The organism is Streptomyces sp. NBC_00083 (genome assembly GCF_026343295.1).
Classification (GTDB): Bacteria; Actinomycetota; Actinomycetes; order Streptomycetales; family Streptomycetaceae; genus Streptomyces.
This window is the reverse complement of record NZ_JAPELY010000001.1, coordinates 2,519,173-2,537,425: the sequence shown is the minus strand read 5'-3', so window position 1 is coordinate 2,537,425 and position 18,253 is coordinate 2,519,173. Positions and strand designations below refer to the sequence as shown.

At 73.0% G+C, this 18,253-nt stretch carries 18 protein-coding genes; 10 read left to right on the top strand and 8 right to left on the bottom strand.

The genetic code is table 11. From position 1 onward, the window contains the following. On the bottom strand, positions 1–363 hold the full coding sequence (locus tag OOJ98_RS11250) for a helix-turn-helix transcriptional regulator (RefSeq protein ID WP_267054490.1): 363 nt from the start codon (positions 361–363) through the stop codon (positions 1–3). 107 nt (positions 364–470) lie between these two features. On the opposite strand from OOJ98_RS11250, the gene OOJ98_RS11245 reads away from it, so the two are divergent. Next, positions 471–1,562: an NADH:flavin oxidoreductase/NADH oxidase gene (locus OOJ98_RS11245; protein WP_267054489.1), complete on the top strand. Its 1,092-nt coding sequence runs from the start codon at positions 471–473 to the stop codon at positions 1,560–1,562. Positions 1,563–1,895: 333 nt separating this feature from the next. On the opposite strand, the gene OOJ98_RS11240 is transcribed toward OOJ98_RS11245, so the two are convergent. Beyond that, the gene (locus OOJ98_RS11240; RefSeq protein ID WP_267054488.1) at positions 1,896–2,720 is read right to left on the bottom strand and encodes a class II aldolase/adducin family protein; all 825 of its coding nucleotides are present in this window, start codon (positions 2,718–2,720) and stop codon (positions 1,896–1,898) included. 152 nt (positions 2,721–2,872) lie between these two features. On the opposite strand from OOJ98_RS11240, the gene OOJ98_RS11235 reads away from it, so the two are divergent. The 5 genes from OOJ98_RS11235 to OOJ98_RS11215 all read left to right on the top strand — a co-directional run bounded on the left by OOJ98_RS11235 (position 2,873) and on the right by OOJ98_RS11215 (position 7,437). Then, entirely contained in the window at positions 2,873–3,493 is a 621-nt protein-coding gene (locus OOJ98_RS11235) for a TetR/AcrR family transcriptional regulator (RefSeq protein ID WP_267054487.1), read from the top strand. Positions 3,494–3,581: 88 nt separating this feature from the next. Beyond that, the gene (locus OOJ98_RS11230; protein ID WP_267054486.1) at positions 3,582–4,670 is read left to right on the top strand and encodes an exo-alpha-sialidase; all 1,089 of its coding nucleotides are present in this window, start codon (positions 3,582–3,584) and stop codon (positions 4,668–4,670) included. Positions 4,671–4,716: 46 nt separating this feature from the next. Then, complete coding sequence (locus OOJ98_RS11225; protein WP_267054485.1) at positions 4,717–5,394, top strand: uracil-DNA glycosylase; 678 nt, start codon at positions 4,717–4,719, stop codon at positions 5,392–5,394. Continuing rightward, positions 5,391–6,386 (top strand): N-acetylglucosamine kinase, encoded by a 996-nt coding sequence (locus OOJ98_RS11220; RefSeq protein WP_267054484.1) that lies wholly within the window; start codon positions 5,391–5,393, stop codon positions 6,384–6,386. Before OOJ98_RS11225 ends, OOJ98_RS11220 begins: the two co-directional genes overlap by 4 nt. 121 nt (positions 6,387–6,507) lie before the next feature. Then, entirely contained in the window at positions 6,508–7,437 is a 930-nt protein-coding gene (locus tag OOJ98_RS11215; protein ID WP_267054483.1) for a sirohydrochlorin chelatase, read from the top strand. A 121-nt stretch (positions 7,438–7,558) separates the two neighbouring features. Here OOJ98_RS11215 and OOJ98_RS11210 read toward each other — a convergent pair whose 3' ends face one another. The 4 genes from OOJ98_RS11210 to OOJ98_RS11195 form a co-directional block, all read right to left on the bottom strand. After that, positions 7,559–8,614, bottom strand: a complete 1,056-nt coding sequence (locus tag OOJ98_RS11210; RefSeq protein ID WP_267054482.1) for a lactonase family protein — start codon at positions 8,612–8,614, stop codon at positions 7,559–7,561. 133 nt (positions 8,615–8,747) lie between these two features. Beyond that, positions 8,748–9,401, bottom strand: coding sequence for an HAD family phosphatase (locus OOJ98_RS11205; protein WP_267054481.1), 654 nt, complete (start codon positions 9,399–9,401; stop codon positions 8,748–8,750). 125 nt (positions 9,402–9,526) lie between these two features. Continuing rightward, entirely contained in the window at positions 9,527–11,047 is a 1,521-nt protein-coding gene (locus OOJ98_RS11200) for an FUSC family protein (RefSeq protein WP_267054480.1), read from the bottom strand. 243 nt (positions 11,048–11,290) lie between these two features. Beyond that, positions 11,291–11,902, bottom strand: a complete 612-nt coding sequence (locus tag OOJ98_RS11195; protein WP_267054479.1) for a TetR-like C-terminal domain-containing protein — start codon at positions 11,900–11,902, stop codon at positions 11,291–11,293. Positions 11,903–12,073: 171 nt separating this feature from the next. Here OOJ98_RS11195 and OOJ98_RS11190 point away from each other — a divergent pair, with 171 nt between their 5' ends. Beyond that, positions 12,074–13,279: a S9 family peptidase gene (locus OOJ98_RS11190; protein WP_267054478.1), complete on the top strand. Its 1,206-nt coding sequence runs from the start codon at positions 12,074–12,076 to the stop codon at positions 13,277–13,279. Between the two features lie 5 nt (positions 13,280–13,284). Here the strand turns inward: OOJ98_RS11190 and OOJ98_RS11185 are convergent, their stop codons facing one another. Together OOJ98_RS11185 and OOJ98_RS11180 are read right to left on the bottom strand one after the other, a co-directional pair. Next, a complete protein-coding gene (locus OOJ98_RS11185) occupies positions 13,285–13,794 on the bottom strand; it encodes a DUF664 domain-containing protein (RefSeq protein WP_267054477.1) in 510 nt (169 codons plus the stop codon). Between the two features lie 136 nt (positions 13,795–13,930). Continuing rightward, positions 13,931–15,436 (bottom strand): UDP-N-acetylmuramoyl-L-alanyl-D-glutamate--2,6-diaminopimelate ligase, encoded by a 1,506-nt coding sequence (locus OOJ98_RS11180; protein WP_267054476.1) that lies wholly within the window; start codon positions 15,434–15,436, stop codon positions 13,931–13,933. A gap of 436 nt (positions 15,437–15,872) precedes the next feature. Between OOJ98_RS11180 and OOJ98_RS11175 the strand changes: the two genes are divergently transcribed. The 3 genes from OOJ98_RS11175 to OOJ98_RS11165 all read left to right on the top strand — a co-directional run bounded on the left by OOJ98_RS11175 (position 15,873) and on the right by OOJ98_RS11165 (position 18,201). Next, complete coding sequence (locus OOJ98_RS11175; protein WP_267054475.1) at positions 15,873–16,349, top strand: Lrp/AsnC family transcriptional regulator; 477 nt, start codon at positions 15,873–15,875, stop codon at positions 16,347–16,349. Between the two features lie 178 nt (positions 16,350–16,527). Then, complete coding sequence (locus OOJ98_RS11170) at positions 16,528–17,592, top strand: chitinase (RefSeq protein WP_267054474.1); 1,065 nt, start codon at positions 16,528–16,530, stop codon at positions 17,590–17,592. 384 nt (positions 17,593–17,976) lie between these two features. Next, a complete protein-coding gene (locus tag OOJ98_RS11165; protein ID WP_267054473.1) occupies positions 17,977–18,201 on the top strand; it encodes a type A2 lantipeptide in 225 nt (74 codons plus the stop codon). Positions 18,202–18,253 lie beyond the last annotated feature (52 nt).

The following is an 18,253-nucleotide window of genomic DNA, read 5'->3' as shown; positions in this document are numbered from 1 at the left end:
TCAGGCGTCGCCGTCGACGCGCGCGGACTCGCGGTGCGCCGCCTCCAGGACGCTGTCCAGCAGGCCGGGGAAGAGCGCCTCCAGGTCGGCGCGGCGCAGCGCGTTCATCTTGGCGGTGCCCCGGTAGACCTGCTGGATCACACCACTCTCGCGCAGCACCCGGAAGTGGTGGGTGGTGGTCGACTTGGTGACGGGCAGCACGAAGTACGAGCAGGAGAGCTCGCCCCCGTCCGCGGCGAGGGCCCGCACCACCCGCATCCGCATGGGGTCGGACAGCGCGTGCAGGACGCCGTCCAGGCGGATCTCCTCGCACGCCGGGTGGGCGAGTTCACGGGTGTTCGTGGTGGTGGTCACGGGGCTCATTGTACGAGGGCCGTCGTAGTTTGACATCTCCCGTACTACGACGAGTATCGTACGAGTCGTTCCCGGCGCCGCACCGGCGCCCCGGCCCGTGTCGACTGGAGTCTGCCGTGTCTGCTGCGAGTGCCCTGTTCGAGCCCTACACCCTGCGCTCCCTGACCATCCCGAACCGGGTGTGGATGGCGCCGATGTGCCAGTACTCGGCCGAGGTCTTCGGGCCGAACGCGGGCGTGGCCGACGACTGGCACTTCGCGCACTACGCGGCCCGCGCGGCCGGCGGCACGGGTCTGGTGCTCGTCGAGGCGACCGCCGTCAGCCCCGAGGGCCGGATCTCGCCGGCGGACCTCGGCATCTGGAACGACACCCAGATCGCGCCGCTGCGCCGGATCGCCGCGTTCCTGGAGAGCCAGGGCACCGTCCCCGGCATCCAGATCGCGCACGCGGGGCGCAAGGCCTCCACGGACCGCCCCTGGCGCGGTGGCGCACCGTTGGCGCCCGGCAGCGAGGAGGGCTGGCAGCCGGTCGGGCCGAGTCCGGTCGCCTGGAGCGAGCGCCACACCGTGCCCACCGAATTGACGGTCCCTCAGATCCAGGGGATCGTGCGGCAGTTCGCCGAGGCGGCGCGCCGGGCGCTCGACGCGGGGTTCAAGGTCGTCGAGATCCATGGCGCGCACGGCTATCTGATCGGCCAGTTCCTCTCGCCGCACTCCAACCGGCGCACCGACGCCTACGGCGGCTCGTTCGAGAACCGCACCCGGTTCGCCCTCGAAGTCACCGACGCCGTGCGGGCGGTGTGGCCCGCGGAACTGCCCCTGTTCTTCCGCGTCTCCGCCACCGACTGGCTGGAGGAGGGCGGCTGGGAGCCCGACGACACGGTGCGTCTGGCCGCGCTGCTCGGCGAGCACGGGGTGGACCTGCTCGACGTGTCGACCGGCGGCAACGCCTCGGGCGTACGCATCCCGGTCGCCCCCGGCTACCAGGTGCCGTTCGCCGGGCGGGTGCGCGAGGAGAGCCCGCTGGGGGTGGCGGCCGTGGGCCTGATCACCGAGCCCGCACAGGCCGAGAAGATCGTCGCGAACGGCGAGGCCGACGCGGTCCTGCTCGGCCGCGAGCTGCTGCGCGACCCGTCGTGGGCGCTGCACGCGGCCCGCGAACTCGGCGCGGAGGTACGAGTCCCGGCCCCGTACGGCTACGCCATCTGACGCCCTGCCGCGATCCGGGCGCCACCAACGCCGCTGAGGGGCGCGGGGAACTGCGCGGGACGCGAGCACGGCCCGCAGATGAAGGCGGGGTCGCCTGGGGCCCCGCCCCAGCCCCCTTATCGCGCCTCAAGGGCGCTCGCCCTCAAACGCCGGACCGGCTGGGGTCGCCGATGCCGGGCATGCCGCCCAGGTCGACCCACCCAGGGGCGCGGGGAACTGCGCGAGCAACCACGCACGGTCCGCACCCGAAAGGCGCTCGCCCCCCGACCGCCGGACCGGTCGAGGATGCCGAGGCTGCGCGCCCCGGCAAGGGCAACCCGCTTGCGGGAGAACCTAGTTGACGTGGTCCGGGTCGGAGTCGGTGATCTGCTCGTACAGGGGCTGGGCCTGGAACCAGCCGGCGAAGTGCCCGCCGAGCTGCCCCCGCGTGTGCAGGGCCGTCTCGCGGTCGATGTGCCGGGGCGTACCCGCGGCCATGGCGAGGAGCTGGGCCTGGCAGGAGCGTTCCATGGTGATGAACCACCACACCGCCTCGGCGACCGAGTGCCCCACGGTCAGCAGCCCGTGGTTCTGCAGGATCACCGCCTTGTACGCCCCGAGCGCCGCCGCTATCCGCTTGCCCTCCTCCGCGTCGCTGACCACGCCCCGGTAGTCGCTGTAGAGGCCGTGGTCCTCGAAGAAGGCACACGCGTCCTGGGTGATCGGGTCGAGGGGGACGCCGAGGGAGGAGAACGCCTTGCCGTGCAGGGAGTGCGAGTGGGCGGCGGCGACGGCGTCGGGGCGGGCCCGGTGGACGGCGCCGTGGATGAGGAACGCCGCACGGTTGACGGGGCGCGAGCCGTACAGCAGGTTGCCCTCGTGGTCGACGAGGATCAGGTCGGACGCCTTGATCCGGCCGAAGCTCATGCCGAACGGGTTGACCCAGAACCGGTCGGGGTGCTCGGGGTCGCGGACCGTGATGTGCCCGGCGACACCCTCCGAGAAGCCGAAGCGGCCGAACAGGCGGAATCCGGCCGCCAGTTGCTCCTTGCGGTAGCGGCGCTCGGCCTCGACGTCGTCGAAGACCGGCGGCATGGGAATCGTGACCCCTTCGGGCACCGGACCCGCGGCGCCCGCGATCACCTCGGCGGGGGCGGGATCCGTGACGTGGTCGGCCATGTGCGTTCCTCCTGAGGGGAGTTGCGGGGTGCGTCCGGAAGGAGTGCCCGGAAGGGGTGACCGGACGCGGTCATCGGATACATTCACGTATCCGATACGCGCCTGGATGCTTTCCGAGCGTGTCCGCGCTGTCAAGGGTCGGGGAGTCATCAGTGCCCAAGGGAACGACGAAGCGCCGGCCGCAGACGCTGGCCCGGCTGCTCGCCGCCGCGCTGGAGGTGTTCGCGGAGTCGGGGTTCGGCGCGGCGAGGATCGAGGACGTCTGCCGGCGCGCGGGCTACACCCGGGGCGCGTTCTACTCCAACTTCTCCTCCAAGGAGGAGCTGTTCTTCGCCCTGTTCGACGCGCACGCGGCCCGCGAACTGGAGCGGATCGGCCGGCTTGCCGAGCAGACCGACGACCGCGATCTGACGGCGGCGCGGATCGCCGCGCTGCTCGCGCACATCGAGCCCGACGAGCGCACCTGGTACCTGGTGACCACCGAGTTCACCCTGTACGCCATCCGCAATCCGGAGGCGGCGGCCCGGCTCGCCGGCCACGACGCGCGGCTGCGCGAGGAGGCGACCGCCCTGCTCGGCGCACTCCTGGCACGCGCCGGGCTCCGGCCCCGCGGAGACCTGGGTGACCTGGTACGGGTCGTGGTCGCGCTGCGTGAGGGGGCGCTCGGGCAGAGTTACGTCGAGCCGGACGTCCTGGCACCGGGGGCGCTGGCCGAGAGGTTCCTCCCCTTCCTGGTCGACGCGGTCACCGAACCCCTGGGCGACCCGGACTGAGCTGCGCTTTTCCCGTCATGGAGGCCGTTGTCAGTGGTCGGGTGCACACTGGCCACATCCGGAACAACGGCGTTTTGGAGGGACCGGCATGACCGAGGTACTGCTCACTGTGGGTACGCGCAAGGGGCTCTTTCTGGGCCGAAGGCGCGACGGCACGTGGACCTTCGACGGCCCCCACTTCAACGCCCAGGCGGTGTACTCCATCGCCATCGACACCCGCCGGCCCACCGCACCCCGGCTCCTGGTCGGCGGGGACAGCGCGCACTGGGGGCCGTCGGTGTTCCACTCCGACGACCTGGGCCGCACCTGGACCGAGCCGAAGCAACCGGCGGTGAAGTTCCCCGAGTTCACCGGCGCCTCCCTGGAGCGCGTGTGGCAGCTGCGTCCGGCGGGACCCGAGGCTCCCGATGTCGTGTACGCGGGGACGGAGCCGGCCGCGCTGTTCCGCTCCGAGGACGGCGGGGAGAGCTTCGCGCTCGTACGCCCCCTGTGGGAGCATCCGACACGCTCCCGCTGGGTGCCGGGCGGCGGCGGCGAGGGGTTGCACACCATCGTCACCGACCCGCGGGACAGCCGAGCCGTCACGGTCGCGGTGTCCACGGCGGGGGTGTTCCGCACCCGGGACGGCGGGGCGAGCTGGGCCCCCGCCAACAAGGGCGTCTCGGCGGTCTTCCTGCCCGACCCCGACCCGGAGTTCGGGCAGTGCGTCCACAAGGTCGCACAGGATCCGGGCGACCCGGACCGCCTCTATCTGCAGAACCACTGGGGCGTCTACCGCAGTGACAACGCAGGCGAGCAGTGGACGGACATCGGCGCGGGCCTGCCCTCCACCTTCGGCTTCGCCGCCGCCACCCACCCGCGGCGCCCCGGCACGGCCTATGTCTTCCCGATCACGGCCGACTCCGACCGCGTCCCGGCGGACAACAAGTGCCGTGTCTTCCGCACCGAGGACGCCGGCAAGAACTGGGAGCCGCTCTCGGCGGGCCTGCCCCAGGAGGAGCACTACGGCACGGTGCTGCGCGACGCGCTCTGCACCGACGACGCCGAGCCCGCGGGCGTCTACTTCGGCAACCGCAACGGCGAGGTCTACGCGAGCGCCGACGACGGCGACAGCTGGCAGTTGCTCGCCTCGCATCTGCCGGACGTGCTGTGCGTGCGGGCGGCGGTGCTCGGGTGACCGGCGGGGCGATCGCGCCGGTGGCTGCGCCAGTAGAGTGACGCCCGTGGCAGCACGACCGTTGAAAGAGATCGTCGAGCCCGGCTGGGCGGACGCACTGGAACCCGTCGCGGGAAGGATCGCCGCGATGGGCGACTTCCTCCGCGAAGAAATCGCCGCGGGGCGCACCTACTTGCCGTCGGGAGCGCACGTACTGCGGGCGTTCCAGCAGCCCTTCGCCGATGTGCGGGTCCTCATCGTGGGCCAGGACCCCTATCCGACGCCGGGCCACGCCGTGGGCCTGTCGTTCTCGGTGGCGCCCGAGGTGCGGCCGCTGCCCGGCAGTCTGGAGAACATCTTCCGCGAGATGCACTCCGACCTGGGTGCCCCCCGCCCGTCCAACGGCGACCTCACGCCGTGGACGAAGCAGGGCGTGCTGCTGCTCAACAGGGCGCTGACCACGGCGCCCCGCAAACCGGCCGCCCACCGGGGCAAGGGCTGGGAAGAAGTCACCGAGCAGGCGATCAAGGCGCTGGTCGCCCGGGGCACCCCGCTGGTCTCGGTGCTGTGGGGCAGGGACGCGCGCAATCTGCGCCCCCTGCTCGGCGATCTCCCGGCGATCGAGTCCGCGCATCCCTCCCCCATGTCGGCGGACCGCGGCTTCTTCGGCTCGCGCCCCTTCAGCCGAACGAACGAACTTCTGGAGCGGCAGGGCTCCCTCCCCGTCGACTGGCGACTGCCGTGACGGACGGCGGCGCGCCCTGGGTGCTCGGGGTCGACTCGGGAGGATCGGGGGTGCGGTTCGCGCTGCGCAGGGCCGGGTCCGGCGCCGGGCCCGGCTCCCCCGCCGAGACGGTCGACTCCAAGGAGCCGGTGCGGACGGGCCCCGGCGGGATCGACGCCGGTCACCTCCTGGAGCAACTGCTCCCGGCGGTCGAGGAGTTGAAGCTGCGCACCGGGGCGGTGCGGATCGCCGCGGCGGCGGTCGGCGCGGCCGGCATGGCCACCCTGGGGGACGGCCTGCGGGCCGAACTGCCGGGCGCCCTTGCGCGCGCTCTCGGTGTGCGCCGGATCGCCCTGGCCGCGGACGCGGTCACCGCCTACGTGGGGGCGCTCGGGCGGCGAGCCGGAACGGTCGTCGCCGCCGGGACCGGGATGATCGCGCTCGGCACGGACCTCACGACGTGGCGCCGCGCCGACGGCTGGGGGCATCTGCTCGGCGACTGCGGAGGCGGCGCCTGGATCGGGCGGGCCGGGCTCGACGCGGCGCTGCGTCACCACGACGGACGGCCGGGCGGTTCGGCGGCGCTGCTCGCCCGCCTGGAAGCCGTGTTCGGCGCCCCCGCCGAGCTGCCGGGGCTGCTCTACCCGCGCGGCGACCGGCCGGCGGTGCTGGCCTCGTTCGCGCCCGAGGTAGCCGGGTGCGCCGGGTCGGACGCGGTGGCCGCCGGCATCCTGGGCGACGCGGCGCGGCACATCGCCGGGGCCGCCGCCGCGGTCTGCCCCGCCGATCTCGGCGAACCCCCGCATGTCGCCCTCACCGGCGGCCTGTTCAAGCTGGGCGACCCCCTTCTCGTACCGCTGCGGCGGGAGTTGGCCCGGCAGCTGCCGGAGCCCCGCACGGTCGAGGCGGCCGGAGACCCGCTGCACGGCTGTCTGCTGATCGCGGAGGGTCTCGCGGAAGGGGAACTGCGGCTTCCGCGGGACGCGCGCATGATGTGGCTCGCGACCGAGTGAGTGCCGAGACGGATCAGGACAGTTGATCTTTATGCCACTCTCCGGGTAAATCGGGACAGATACCGCTCAGCTGTCCCCTCCCCGAACAGCCGCCCACGCAAAACCAGTAGCATGCGACGCCATGAGCACCCCCACTGGGCCAGCATCCGGCCTGCCCGTACGAATGCCGCGACCCCGCCAGTCCGGCCGGCACCGCCGCCCGGAACCGGTGGTTGCTCCGGAGGGCGCACCCGCGCTCGTTCTCGCCGTTCCCGGCGCTCCCGGCCCCGCCGTGCGCAGTCTGGCCGAAGAGGTCATCAGCATCGCCCGCTCGGAGCTGCCCGGCCTGCACGCCCGCATCGGCTACCTGGACAGCACCGACGCCGACACCGCCGAGTACCCCACGCTCGACGCGGTTCTCGCCCACACGGCCGCCGAGCGCGTCGCGCGCGTCGAGCAGGCACGCGCGGCAGGCCGCGAGGCCGCCGAGCCCGAGGGCCCCGACGCCGTGGTCGTGCCGCTGCTCGCGGGTCCCGACAGCGCCCTGATCCGCCGCATACGGCAGGCCGTCATGGACAGCCGCGCCGCCGCCGAGCTGACCGATGTGCTCGGCCCGCACCCGCTGCTCGCCGAAGCCCTGCACGTGCGTCTCTCCGAGGCGGGCCTGGCGCGGGCCGACCGCGCCCGGCTCTTCACGGTCGCGACCGCGGCCGACGGGATCATCCTGGCGACCGTGGGCGGTGACGAGGCCGTGCAGGCCGCCGGGATCACCGGCATGCTGCTGGCCGCGCGCCTCGCCGTGCCGGTGATGGCCGCCGCCCTCGACCAGGAGGGCGCGATCGCCGCGATGGCCGACCAGCTGCGCGGCTCCGGCTCGGCACAGCTCGCCGTCGCCCCGTACCTGATCGGCCCGGAGGTGGCCGACGGGCTGCTCGACGCCGCCGCCAAGGAAGCCGACTGCTCGGCCGCCGAGGCGCTCGGCGCCTACCCGGCCATCGGCAAGCTGGTCCTGTCGAAGTACGCGGCCGCGCTGGGCATCACCCCGCAGGCGCAGGGCTCGCCGGTCCACTGACCGTACGCACACGAACGCATCATGGGGCCCGCACCGGACGACCGGCGCGGGCCCCATGACGTACCCCCCGATGGAACGGACACGCCGTCGGTCCGTCAACGGCGTGTGAGCACGTCAGCCGTCAGCGGAAGACCACACAGGAGGCGGCGGGCGCCTCGATGGATCCGGCTCGGGCGGGGATGCCGGTGGCCGGGTCGATGGAGAACCAGGTCACGTCGCCGGAGCGCTCGTTGGAGGCGTACAGGCGGCGGCCCGACGGGTCGAGGGTGAGGTCGCGCGGCCAATGTCCGCCGCAGCCCACGGTGGTGACGAACCGGGGCCTGTCGGCGCCCTCGTCGAGCGCGAGGACCGCGAGGGAGTCGTGCCCGCGGTTGGCCGCCCACAGGAAGCGTCCGTCGTGGCCGACGACGACCTCGGACGGGTAGATCTCCCCGCTCGCACCGTCCTCGACCACCGGATTCTCGCCGAGCGGTTCAAGACGCCCCTCCTCCGCGTCCCAGCGGCACACGGTGAGGGTCGGCGCCAGTTCGTTGAGGACGTAGGCGTGCCGTCCGTCGGGGTGGAAGGCGAGGTGGCGCGGGCCGCTGCCGGGGCGCAGCGCGGCCTCGGAGTGCAGGCGCAGGGCGCCGGTGTCCCGGGTGAGCGCGCAGACGCGTACGGAGTCGGTGCCGAGGTCGACGCTGACGATCCAGCGCCCGCTCGGGTCGGGGAGCACCTGGTGCGCGTGGGGTTCCCGTTGCCGGTCGGGGTCGGGGCCCGAGCCGTGGTGCGCGAGGACGGACACGGCCCGGTCGAGGGCGCCGTCCGGGCGGATCGCCAGCGCGGTGACGCTGCCCGAGTCGTAGTTGGCGGTGAGGAGGTGCCCGGCGCCGAGGGCGAGATGGGTGGGGCCGGCGCCGTCGACCGGGACGGGCTCGGCCAGGAGCACGGGCACCGGTCCGGTGATGTCGAAGGCGGCGGCGGTGCCGTCGGAGGTCTCCCCCACGGCGTACAGGACGCGGCCGTCGGGGGAGGGCGCGAGGAACGAGGGGTTGGCGACGGCCGCGGACGATCCGAGCGGGACGAGCGCCCCGGTCTCCTCGTCCACGGCGGCCGCGGTCACCCCGTGGCCGCCCGCCGTGGTGAACGATCCGATGAACGCCCGCGCGCCCTTGTCCGAGCCCACCGTGCCACCCATTCCGTCTCCGCCGAAGTCCCACCGGGCCGGGCCCGCACCGGGCCCCTCCCGCACACCGCCCGGCGTGCTCCGGCGACCGTAGCAGGAGGTCTGGACCAACTGGGCCCGGCGGTCCGGGGCTTGTGGCCGCCGGTCAGACCGCCGGACCCGGGGAATCCAGGAGCGGAGCGGTCACCTCCCGCAGTCCATCGGCATGCCGATAGTGATGGCCCATCAGGCCCGCGGCCCTGGCGGCCTCGACATGGCCGGCGGTGTCGTCCACGAACAGGCACCTGCGGGGGTCGGCGCCCACCCGCCCGGCCGCGGCCGCGAAGACCCGGGGGTCGGGCTTGGCGAACCCGATACGGGCCGTGTTGACGACGGCGTCGAAGGCGTCGGCCAGGCCCAGCCTGCGGAGGTCGTCCTCCAGGCGCGTGGTGGCGTTGGACACCAGCACGACGGGGACGCGGCGGCGCAGCTCCGTGAGGAGGGCCAGCACCTCGGTGTCGACCCGGCCGGTCGCCGCGCTCCACTCCCGGACGAGTTCGTCGGCGCGCGCGGCGCCGCAGGTCCCTGCGAGCTCCCGCGCGACCCGCGTCCGCCACTCCTCGTCGCTGATCGTCCCGGTGACCGCGGCGTCGAGCAGCGCCGGGCGGAACGCGGTGGCGGCCAGGGCCCCTTCGGGGAGTCCGGCGGCGCGGTCGAGGGCGGCCATCGCGTCCGGATCCCACTGGCGCAGCACGCCGTCGAAGTCGCAGAGCAGGGCGTCGAAGGGGGCTCCGCCGTGTGCGGGCTCGGGCCTGGGCATGAGCGCGATCCTGCCAGGGCGACGCGCGCGCCTCCTCCCCCGGCCCCGCCTTCAGGCGCGGCCCGTGGGTGGCTGATGGCGCAGTTGCCCGCCGGGTGAAGGCGGGCAGCCGCGCGCGCCCGCGCTCACGCGTCGGCGAGCGGCGAGCCGGGCGCGGCCTGGAGGGGCCTGCCCAGGCTCACCAGGGCGCGCTCCAGCGCGTGCAGGTGCGCGAGCGCCGGGTGTTCCGTGGCGGCGGGGGCCGGCTTGTGGTCGGGCGGCAGCGGGCGGGCGGAGGCGCTCGGCGCGGACGGCGAGGAGACCAGTACGGCCACGGCGGCCTCCACGCGCTCGCACGCGGCGGTCAGGCGCTGGTCGTGGGAGGCCTCGGCGTCGGCGGCGACCGTGGCGAGGCTGCGCGCCTCGCGGGCGCAGTCGTCGAGGTATCCGAGGATCTGCCGCGCCCGCGCCTTGCGGGCCCGTACGGGGTTGAGCGGGTGCACCAGCGGGGCCAGCGAGAGCCGCACCCGGGCGAGGGTCAGTTCCAGCTGGGCGATGTGCGGCAGCGGGTCGGCGTCGTCACCGGCGAGCCGGGCCGCCGCGGCGGCCGCGGAGGCGCGGACGCTGTGCAGGGCGTGCCGGACCCAGGCGTCCGTCGTGGCGTGGGTGGTGATGGGCAGCACGATCAGGACGGCGAGTACGGATCCGGCCATGCCCACGCCCGTCTCGAAGAAGCGCAGGGCGAGCAGGTCGGTGTCGAGGACGCCGAGGAGCCCGTAGAGCAGGCTGGCCATGACGGTGACGGAGAGCATCATCCAGGTGTAGGAGACGGCCGCCGCGTAGAAGATCCCGAAGACGCAGAGCGCGATCAGCGCCGCGGTGGCCACGGGCGCCCCGTGCAGGGGTACGGCGACCGCGAGGCCGATCCCGACGCCGATGACGGTGCCGAGGACCCGGCGGAATCCGCGGACCAGCGTCTCGCCCCGCGAGGTGGTGTTGACGAAGATCCACCAGGTCGCGCCGACCGCCCAGTACCAGCGGTCGGGTGAGAGCATCTGGCCGACCGCGAGGGCGAATCCGGCCCCGACGACGGCCTGCACGGCCTGTCGTGTCGTCGCCCGGTACAGGCCGCGCCCCGGCGCGGGTGCCACGGCCGCCGCGACCGCCGGCATGCCGCGCTCGTAGCACCAGGCCCCGAACCGTACGGCCGCGGCGACCGCGAGGGAGAGCAGGACGGCCTCGTACAGCTCGGGCAGCTGGCTCGGCACCATGTGCAGGAACTGGGCGACGAAGAAGGACATGAAGGCGAACACGCCGAGGGAGTGGCCGCGCGGGCCCCATCGGCGGGCATAGACCCCGGCGCCCACGATGGCGAGGAACGCCAGGTCGCGCGCGAGGGGAAGGCCGTGCAGCGAGGCCGCGAGGGCGAAGACGGGCAGGCCGGCCACGGGCAGCAGCGCGGTCGTCGTCGCCTGGCCGCGCACGGTGGGGTCCGTCACGGTGAAGAGTGCGAGGAGGGCGGAGAGGCCGCCGGTGATCGCCGCGACGAGCGAGTGGCCAGCCACGCCGCAGGCCACGACCGCGAGGCCGATCCCCAGGACGGCTCGCGACGCGCTGCGCAGCCGCAGCCTCCCGGGGTCGGGAGCCACGAACACCCTCTTCACCACAGACCCACTGCTCCTTGTCTCGGCCGGACATGAGAAAGGCGCTGCGGAGACCACAGCGCCATCGACCCACCCATGACAACACTTCCCGGCCCATTGGCTCAACTCGGCCTCGCGCTTCTGTGCCAATGGACCACTATCGGCGCGCTCGTTTCGTCCACGCAGGCCCATCGGCACAGGCCTCCGGTCCCCGGCGGACCCGCGGGCCCCCGGCAGACCCGCAGGTCTCGGGCGGCCTGCGGGCGCTCAGGCCGCCAGCGCCGCCAGGACCTTCGCGGTGAGGCGGTCCAGGTAGTCGTCGCCGGTCGGGGTGCGGACCACGGCCAGGCGCCAGTAGACGGGCGCCGCGAGGAAGTCGAGGTTCAGCTCCATGTCCGCGTCCGGCGGGAGTTCGCCGCGTTCGGCCGCGCGCCGCAGCAGCTGGGCGGCCTGTTCACGGCGCGGGTCGCGGACCGCCGCCAGCAGGGCCTCGCCCAGCTCGGCGTTGCGGGCGGCCTCCGCCATCAGGTCCGGGATGACGCGGATGGCCAGCGGGTTGCCGAGCGCGGTGACCCAGCCGCGCAGGAACTCCCGTACGTCGCCGTGGAGCGAGCCGGTGTCGGGGACCTCCGACGCCGTGGCCGCTTCGGAGACGAGCGCCACGGCCATGGCGGGCTTCGACGGCCATCTGCGGTACAGCGCCGCCTTGCCCGCGCCGGCCCGCCGGGCGACGGCTTCCATCGCGAGGCGGCCGTATCCCGTCGCGGCGAGCTCTTCGAAGAACGCGGTGGTCAGTGCCCGGGTGACCTCGTCCTGGAGGACGGGCCCGCCGGCGGCGCGCCGTTCCGACGGGGACGGTGTGGTGGCTGCATCGCTCATACGGGTCAGCCTAACCGAGACGGAACGGTTGCGTCTCGACTGGCGGCGCCCTAGGCTCTAGACGAGACGGAACGGGATCGTCTCGGGTAGTCGATCGGCGATTCCCCAGATCCCGCCCACGGCCGTGGCAACCCGGCGCCCGTGCGGACCCCAGCGAATGGACGGCACAGCATGAAATTCCTCTTCGACGACGAGTCCTTCTCCTTCGAGACCCTGCGGGCCGCCGGCTTCACCGCCTACCAGGGCTCCGACCTCGGCGAGATCCTCGCCACGGCACGCTCCATCGAGGACGGCGACGAGCCGAGCTGGCACCGGTCGTGGAAGGCGACCGCCGAGCGGGTGGCGGCCATCGGCGAGCAGGCGCTCGTCGCCGGTCACCGGGTCAGCGCCCGCGAGGCGCTCCTGAGGGCGTCGAACTACTACCGGACCGCCGAGTTCTACCTGCGCGACGCGCCCGCCACCGACCCGGAGGTGACCGTGCTGTCGACCGCCTCCCGGCGGACCTTCGCCGCGGCCGTGACCCTCTTCGACTCGCCCGTCGAGCCGGTCGCCATCCCGTACGAGGACACCGCCCTGCCCGGCTACCTCTTCCTCGTGGACGACAGCGGCGCCCCGCGCCCGACCGTCATCTACACCAACGGGTACGACTCCACGGCGGAGGAGTCCTACTTCGTGATCGCGGCGGCCGCCCTGCGCCGCGGCTACAACGTGCTGGCCTTCGACGGGCCCGGCCAGGGCTCGGTGCTGCGCGAGCAGAAGATCGTCTTCCGTCCCGACTGGGAGGCGGTGTCCACCCCGGTGGTGGACTACGCGGTGGCGAGGCCGGAGATCGACGCGGACCGCATCACCCTGTTCGGATACAGCCTCGGCGGCTATCTCGTGGCCCGCGCCGCCGCCCACGACCACCGGGTGGCCGCGCTCATCCTCGACGACGGTGTCCTCGACGCCTCCGTCGCCTTCGAGGGCGCCCTCCCGCCGGAGGTCCGCGCCTGGATCGACGAGGGCCACGACGAGCCGGCCAACGCGGCCCTCGCGGCCGCCACCACCGAGAGCACCCAGGTGCGCTGGGCCCTCAACAACGGGCTGTGGGCGTTCGGCGCGCGGTCCTACGCCGACGTCATCCGCAGGTCCCGCGGCTACACCCTCGAAGGCCTCACCGACAAGATCGTCGCCCCTACCCTGATCCTGGACGCCGAGAACGACCAGTTCTTCAAGGGCCAGCCCCAGCTGCTCGCGGAGAAGCTCGTCAACGCCCCCGCCACCCTGGTCGCCCTCGGGGAGGCCGAGGGCGCCGGCGAGCACTGCCACGTCGGCGCCTTCCACCGCGCCCACCAGGTCATGTTCGACTGGCTCGACACGGCGCTCGCGTCCGCCTGAACGGGTCAGTGGCCCTTGAGGAGGCCCCGTACGTACGCGGCCTGCCCGGCGTGCTGCAGGTCGTCGCCGATGACGCTGATCAGGCGGACGCCGAGCGTGACGTGCGGGGTCCACCGCTCGTCGACGACGCGGTCGAGCGCCGCGTCGTCGAGGCCCTTGACGAAGGCCAGGGTCCGCTCGTGGACGGCGTCGTAGTAGCCGCGCAGCTGCTCGGCGGAGACGTCCTTGACGGCCGCGACCTGCTCGGCGGTGTGCCCGTATCCGGTCTCCTCGTCGCCGAGCGTCAGGCCGAAGCGGTCGGCCCAGCCCTCGCCCGTCCACACCTGGTCGCGGCCCGCGGCATCCGCGATGTGATCGTCCTGGACACGCGTCAGGTGCCACACCAGCCAGCCGATCGAGTTCGCCCCGCCGTCCGGCCGGAAGGCGAGGTCCTCGGCCGAAAGGCCCTCGACGGCGGCGTGCACTTCCTCCTGGACACGACCGAACGCGTCCGTCACAACCTCTGCAGTGTTCATCCGTCCATCCTCACGCCATCGGTCCGGCCACGGGCGTCCGCGCCCGCTCGACGCCCCACGCGTGCCCTGTTCGGAGCCATCCTCACCACAACCCCCGGACGCCGCTCGTCGGAACGGGACTGCCGGGCGCGGCGCGTCAGCCGCCGAGAGCGGACATCGCGGCGCTCACCGCGGGGGCCCGCGGGGCGAGTTCGCGGACGACGGCCATGTCGCTGAAGGGAATCAGCTCGTCCCCGACGATCTGGTGCGGCTCGCTGCCCTTTCCCGCGACGAGCACGATGTCGTCGGGTCCCGCGGCGGCCAGGGCCGAGGCGATGGCCCGCCGGCGGTCGGCGATGCGCTCGAAGGGGGTGCCGGTCGCGGCGACCCCCGGGGCGATCTGATCGAGGATGGCTTCCGGCGCTTCGCCGCGCGGATTGTCCGAGGTGAGGACGCACAGGTCGGAGAGGCGTCCGGCGATCTCGCCCATGGCCGCGCGCTTGGTGGTGTCACGGTCGCCGCCGCAGCCGAAGACGGTGATGACGCGGGCGGTGGCGAAGCTGCGGATCGCGGTGAGGATCTTCTCCAGCGAGTCCGGCGAGTGGGCGTAGTCGACGATCACGGAGGTTCCGCCCGCCGTCACGTGCCGCTCGAACCGGCCCGGCACCGGCGGCATGTGCCGCAGGGCGCCCACCAGGAGCTCCAGGTCGTGGCCGAGCAGATGGCAGGTGGCGAGGGTGGCGAGCGCGTTCGCCACGGAGAACCGGCCCGGAACGGGGATCTCCGCGGGGTACGAGCGCCCTCGGTGGTGCACGGTGAACCGGCTGCCCACCGCGTCCATGGTGATGTCGCGCGCCCGGTAGTCCGCCTCCGTGTCGAGGGCGTACGTGGTCGTCGCACCCGGCATCAGACGCTGGATGACGGCGCCCATGGGATCGTCGATGTTGGCCACGGCGCGCCGGCACAGGCCCTGGAAGAGCCGCAGTTTGGCGCCGGCGTAGTTCTCCATCGAGCCGTGGTCGTCCAGGTGGTCCTGGGTCAGATTGGTGAAGACCCCGAGGTCGATGTGGGCGTCGTCGACCCGGTGCGTGAGCAGCGCCATGGAGGTGGCCTCCAGCACCACGCGGGCCGTGTCCCGGTCGCGCATGTGACCCAGCAGGTACTGCAGGTCCGGCGATTCCGGCGTGGTCAGCACCGACCGGGGCATCGGAACGCGGACATCGCCGATGCGGCTGCCGGACGTGCCGATGACGCCCACCCGCGCGCCCCCGGCGATCCGCAGGACCGACTCGACCATGTAAGACACCGAGGTCTTGCCGTTGGTGCCGGTGACCGCCACCACGTCCATGGAGCGGCCCGGTTCGCCGTAGTAGCGGGACGCGACCGCCGAGGCCGCCACCCGCGTGTCCGGTACGCGCACGACGCACACACCGTCCGCGGGCGCGCAGGTGTCCCGCCCCTCCACGAGGACGGCGGCCGCCCCGAGTTCCACGGCCCGCGCCACCCCTTCGGGGCCGCCTTCCTGATGGCCGGGCACCGCGAAGTACACCGCGCCAGGAGTCACCCGGTGGGCGTCGAGGGTGGGCGGCGCGCTGATCACCGTGCTGGTGTCGCCGTGGAGAACCTGGTGGCCGAAGCCGTGGAGGAGCTCGTTCAGTTGCATAGCTGTCCCCTCGATGGCGGCTGTCCGGCGCGCCGTGGGCGACGGGCCGGACACCGCGGTGATGACCATGGACCTGGCAGTCCGGCGCCCGGGACGGGTGCCCGACGGTCGGGGATCGTGCTGTTGGGGGCCGGCGCGGTCCGCAGTCGGGGCGTCGGCGGCCGGCGCGGCGAAGCGGGGCGGCCCGGAGTGGAACCGTACGAGATGCGCGCCGTACTCACGCGGCGTCGAGACCGGCGGCGCAACGGCCCTGCGGTGTGCGACTCGACGCGGAGTGAGTCTACGCCCGGCGCACCACGGCGATCGCCCGCACGATCGGGGTGTGCGCCGCCGATAGGTGTACCGCCGGCCCACCTGCGGCTCGCGGAGGTGGGCCATGGGTACAGTCGCAGCCTTGCCGACCGAGCCAGCCCACCCAGAAGGGAACCGACGCGACGTGGCCGTGGACACCCTCGACACCCGGATCCTGCGCCTGCTGATCGAGCAGCCGCGCACCAGCGTCCGTGAGTACGCCCGCATCCTCGGCGTCGCCCGCGGCACGCTCCAGGCACGGCTCGACCGGATGGAGCGGGAGGGTGTGATCACCGGCACCGGTCCGGTGCTCTCCCCCGCCGCCCTCGGCCACCCGGTGCTCGCCTTCGTCCACATCGAGGTGACCCAGGGCCATCTCGACGAGGTCGGTGACGCCCTCGCCGCCGTGCCCGAGATCATCGAGGCGTTCTCGATCACCGGCGGCGGCGATCTGCTGACCCGGGTGGCGGCCCGCGACAACGCCCATCTCGAAGACGTCATCCAGCGGCTCATCCGCCTGCCGGGCGTCGTGCGCACCCGCACCGAGGTGGCGCTGCGCGAGCGGGTGGCGCACCGGCTGCTGCCGCTGGTCGAGTCGGTGGGGCGCGCCGCCGCGCGCTGAGCGCGCCGACGACCGGACGACGGCGCCTCAACTTCCTTACGCGCACGGGCGATTGACGGTAGGTCTGGACCAATCTACGGTATGGGGCGCCACCCCCCGCACCTCCTTCAGGTCCCCCCACGGTCCGGACCCGCCGCGCTTCCGCTCCAGCGGCGCTCCCGGAGGCAAGGAGCACAGCATGATCGGTCGTACGGTACGAATGCTGGGAGCCGGCCTGGTGCTGGCGCTCGCCGCGCAGGCCCCGGTCGCCGCCGCACCCGGCGTGCCGAAGGCGGCGCCGAGCGCGGACACCTGCGCGGTGAAGGCGCGGCCCTCGGGCAAGGTGCTCCAGGGCTACTGGGAGAACTGGGACGGCGCCGCCAACGGCGTCCATCCCCCGCTCGGCTGGATCCCCGTCACCGACTCCCGGATCGCCGCCCACGGCTACAACGTGATCAACGCCGCCTTCCCGGTGATCCGTTCGGACGGCACCGTCCTGTGGGAGGACGGCATGGACGCGACGGTCAAGGTGCCGACGCCCGCCGAGATGTGCCAGGCCAAGGCGGCCGGCCAGACGGTCCTCATGTCCATCGGCGGCGCCGCGGCCGGCATCGACCTGAGCTCCAGCGCCGTCGCCGACCGCTTCGTGGCGACGATCGTGCCGATCCTGAAGCGGTACAACTTCGACGGCATCGACATCGACATCGAGACCGGCCTGGTGGGCAGCGGGAACATCAACACGCTCTCCGCCTCGCAGGCCAACCTCATCCGCATCATCGACGGCGTGCTCGCGCAGATGCCGGCCGGCTTCGGCCTGACGATGGCGCCGGAGACCGCGTACGTCACCGGCGGCAGCGTGACGTACGGCTCGATCTGGGGCGCCTATCTGCCGATCGTGAAGAAGTACGCCGACAACGGCCGGCTGTGGTGGCTCAACATGCAGTACTACAACGGCAGCATGTACGGCTGCTCAGGCGACTCCTACGAGGCCGGCACGGTCGCCGGGTTCACCGCGCAGACCAACTGCCTCGACAAGGGCCTCACCGTCCAGGGCACCACGGTCAAGGTCCCCTACGACAAGCAGGTCCCCGGCCTTCCGGCCCAGCCCGGCGCGGGTGGCGGCTATATGACGACCGGTCAGGTGGCCCAGGCGTGGAACACCTACGGCGGCCGGCTTAAGGGCCTGATGACCTGGTCCCTCAACTGGGACGGCTCCAAGGGCTGGACGTTCGGCAACAACGTGAAGGCGCTCCAGGGACGTTGAGGTGTCCGGGGCGTGCCTCCCGGGCAAGCGGAAGGACACCTTCCGAGAACCTGCACATCCCGTGCGCAGACCCGTTACCGGGGCGGCGGCCGGCCTTCGGGCCGCCGCCCCCGACAGCGGCTTTGGTGCGGGAGTGTCCCACTTCGCAATCGCCTCGATAAAGAAAAGTACGGGCCCCAGGAATTCGTCCCGTGAAGCTCGTGAAGAACCTGCCCCCAAATCATGAACGTCCCTGCACCTCCTGCCATTTCGAAAGGGGACACACCGCCTGATCAGTGCCGCGGCGATTGGCTGCGCACGCAGTCGGCGTGTTTTGATCCTGGCCACTGCGGGAGCACCGGCAAGGAGTTCCCGATAGGAAATGTCCCCATGAAAGGCAGAACCATGAACAACGCTCAGGTTGAGACCCTCGAGATCTCCGACGCCGACCTCGACAACGTCTCCGGCGGCCTGGTCGGCACCGCTCTCTCCAACGTGACCGGCACCGCCGACTCCGTGCTCCCCGTCTCGGGCATCGTCAACTCGGTCACGGGCCTCGTCGGCTCGGTCACCGGTGTGAACACGGGCGCCGTCACGGGCCTGGCCACCGGTCTCGTCGCCGGTCTCTGAGATCGCATTCGAGCCCCGGAACCCGACAGGTTCCGGGGCTCATTTGCCGATG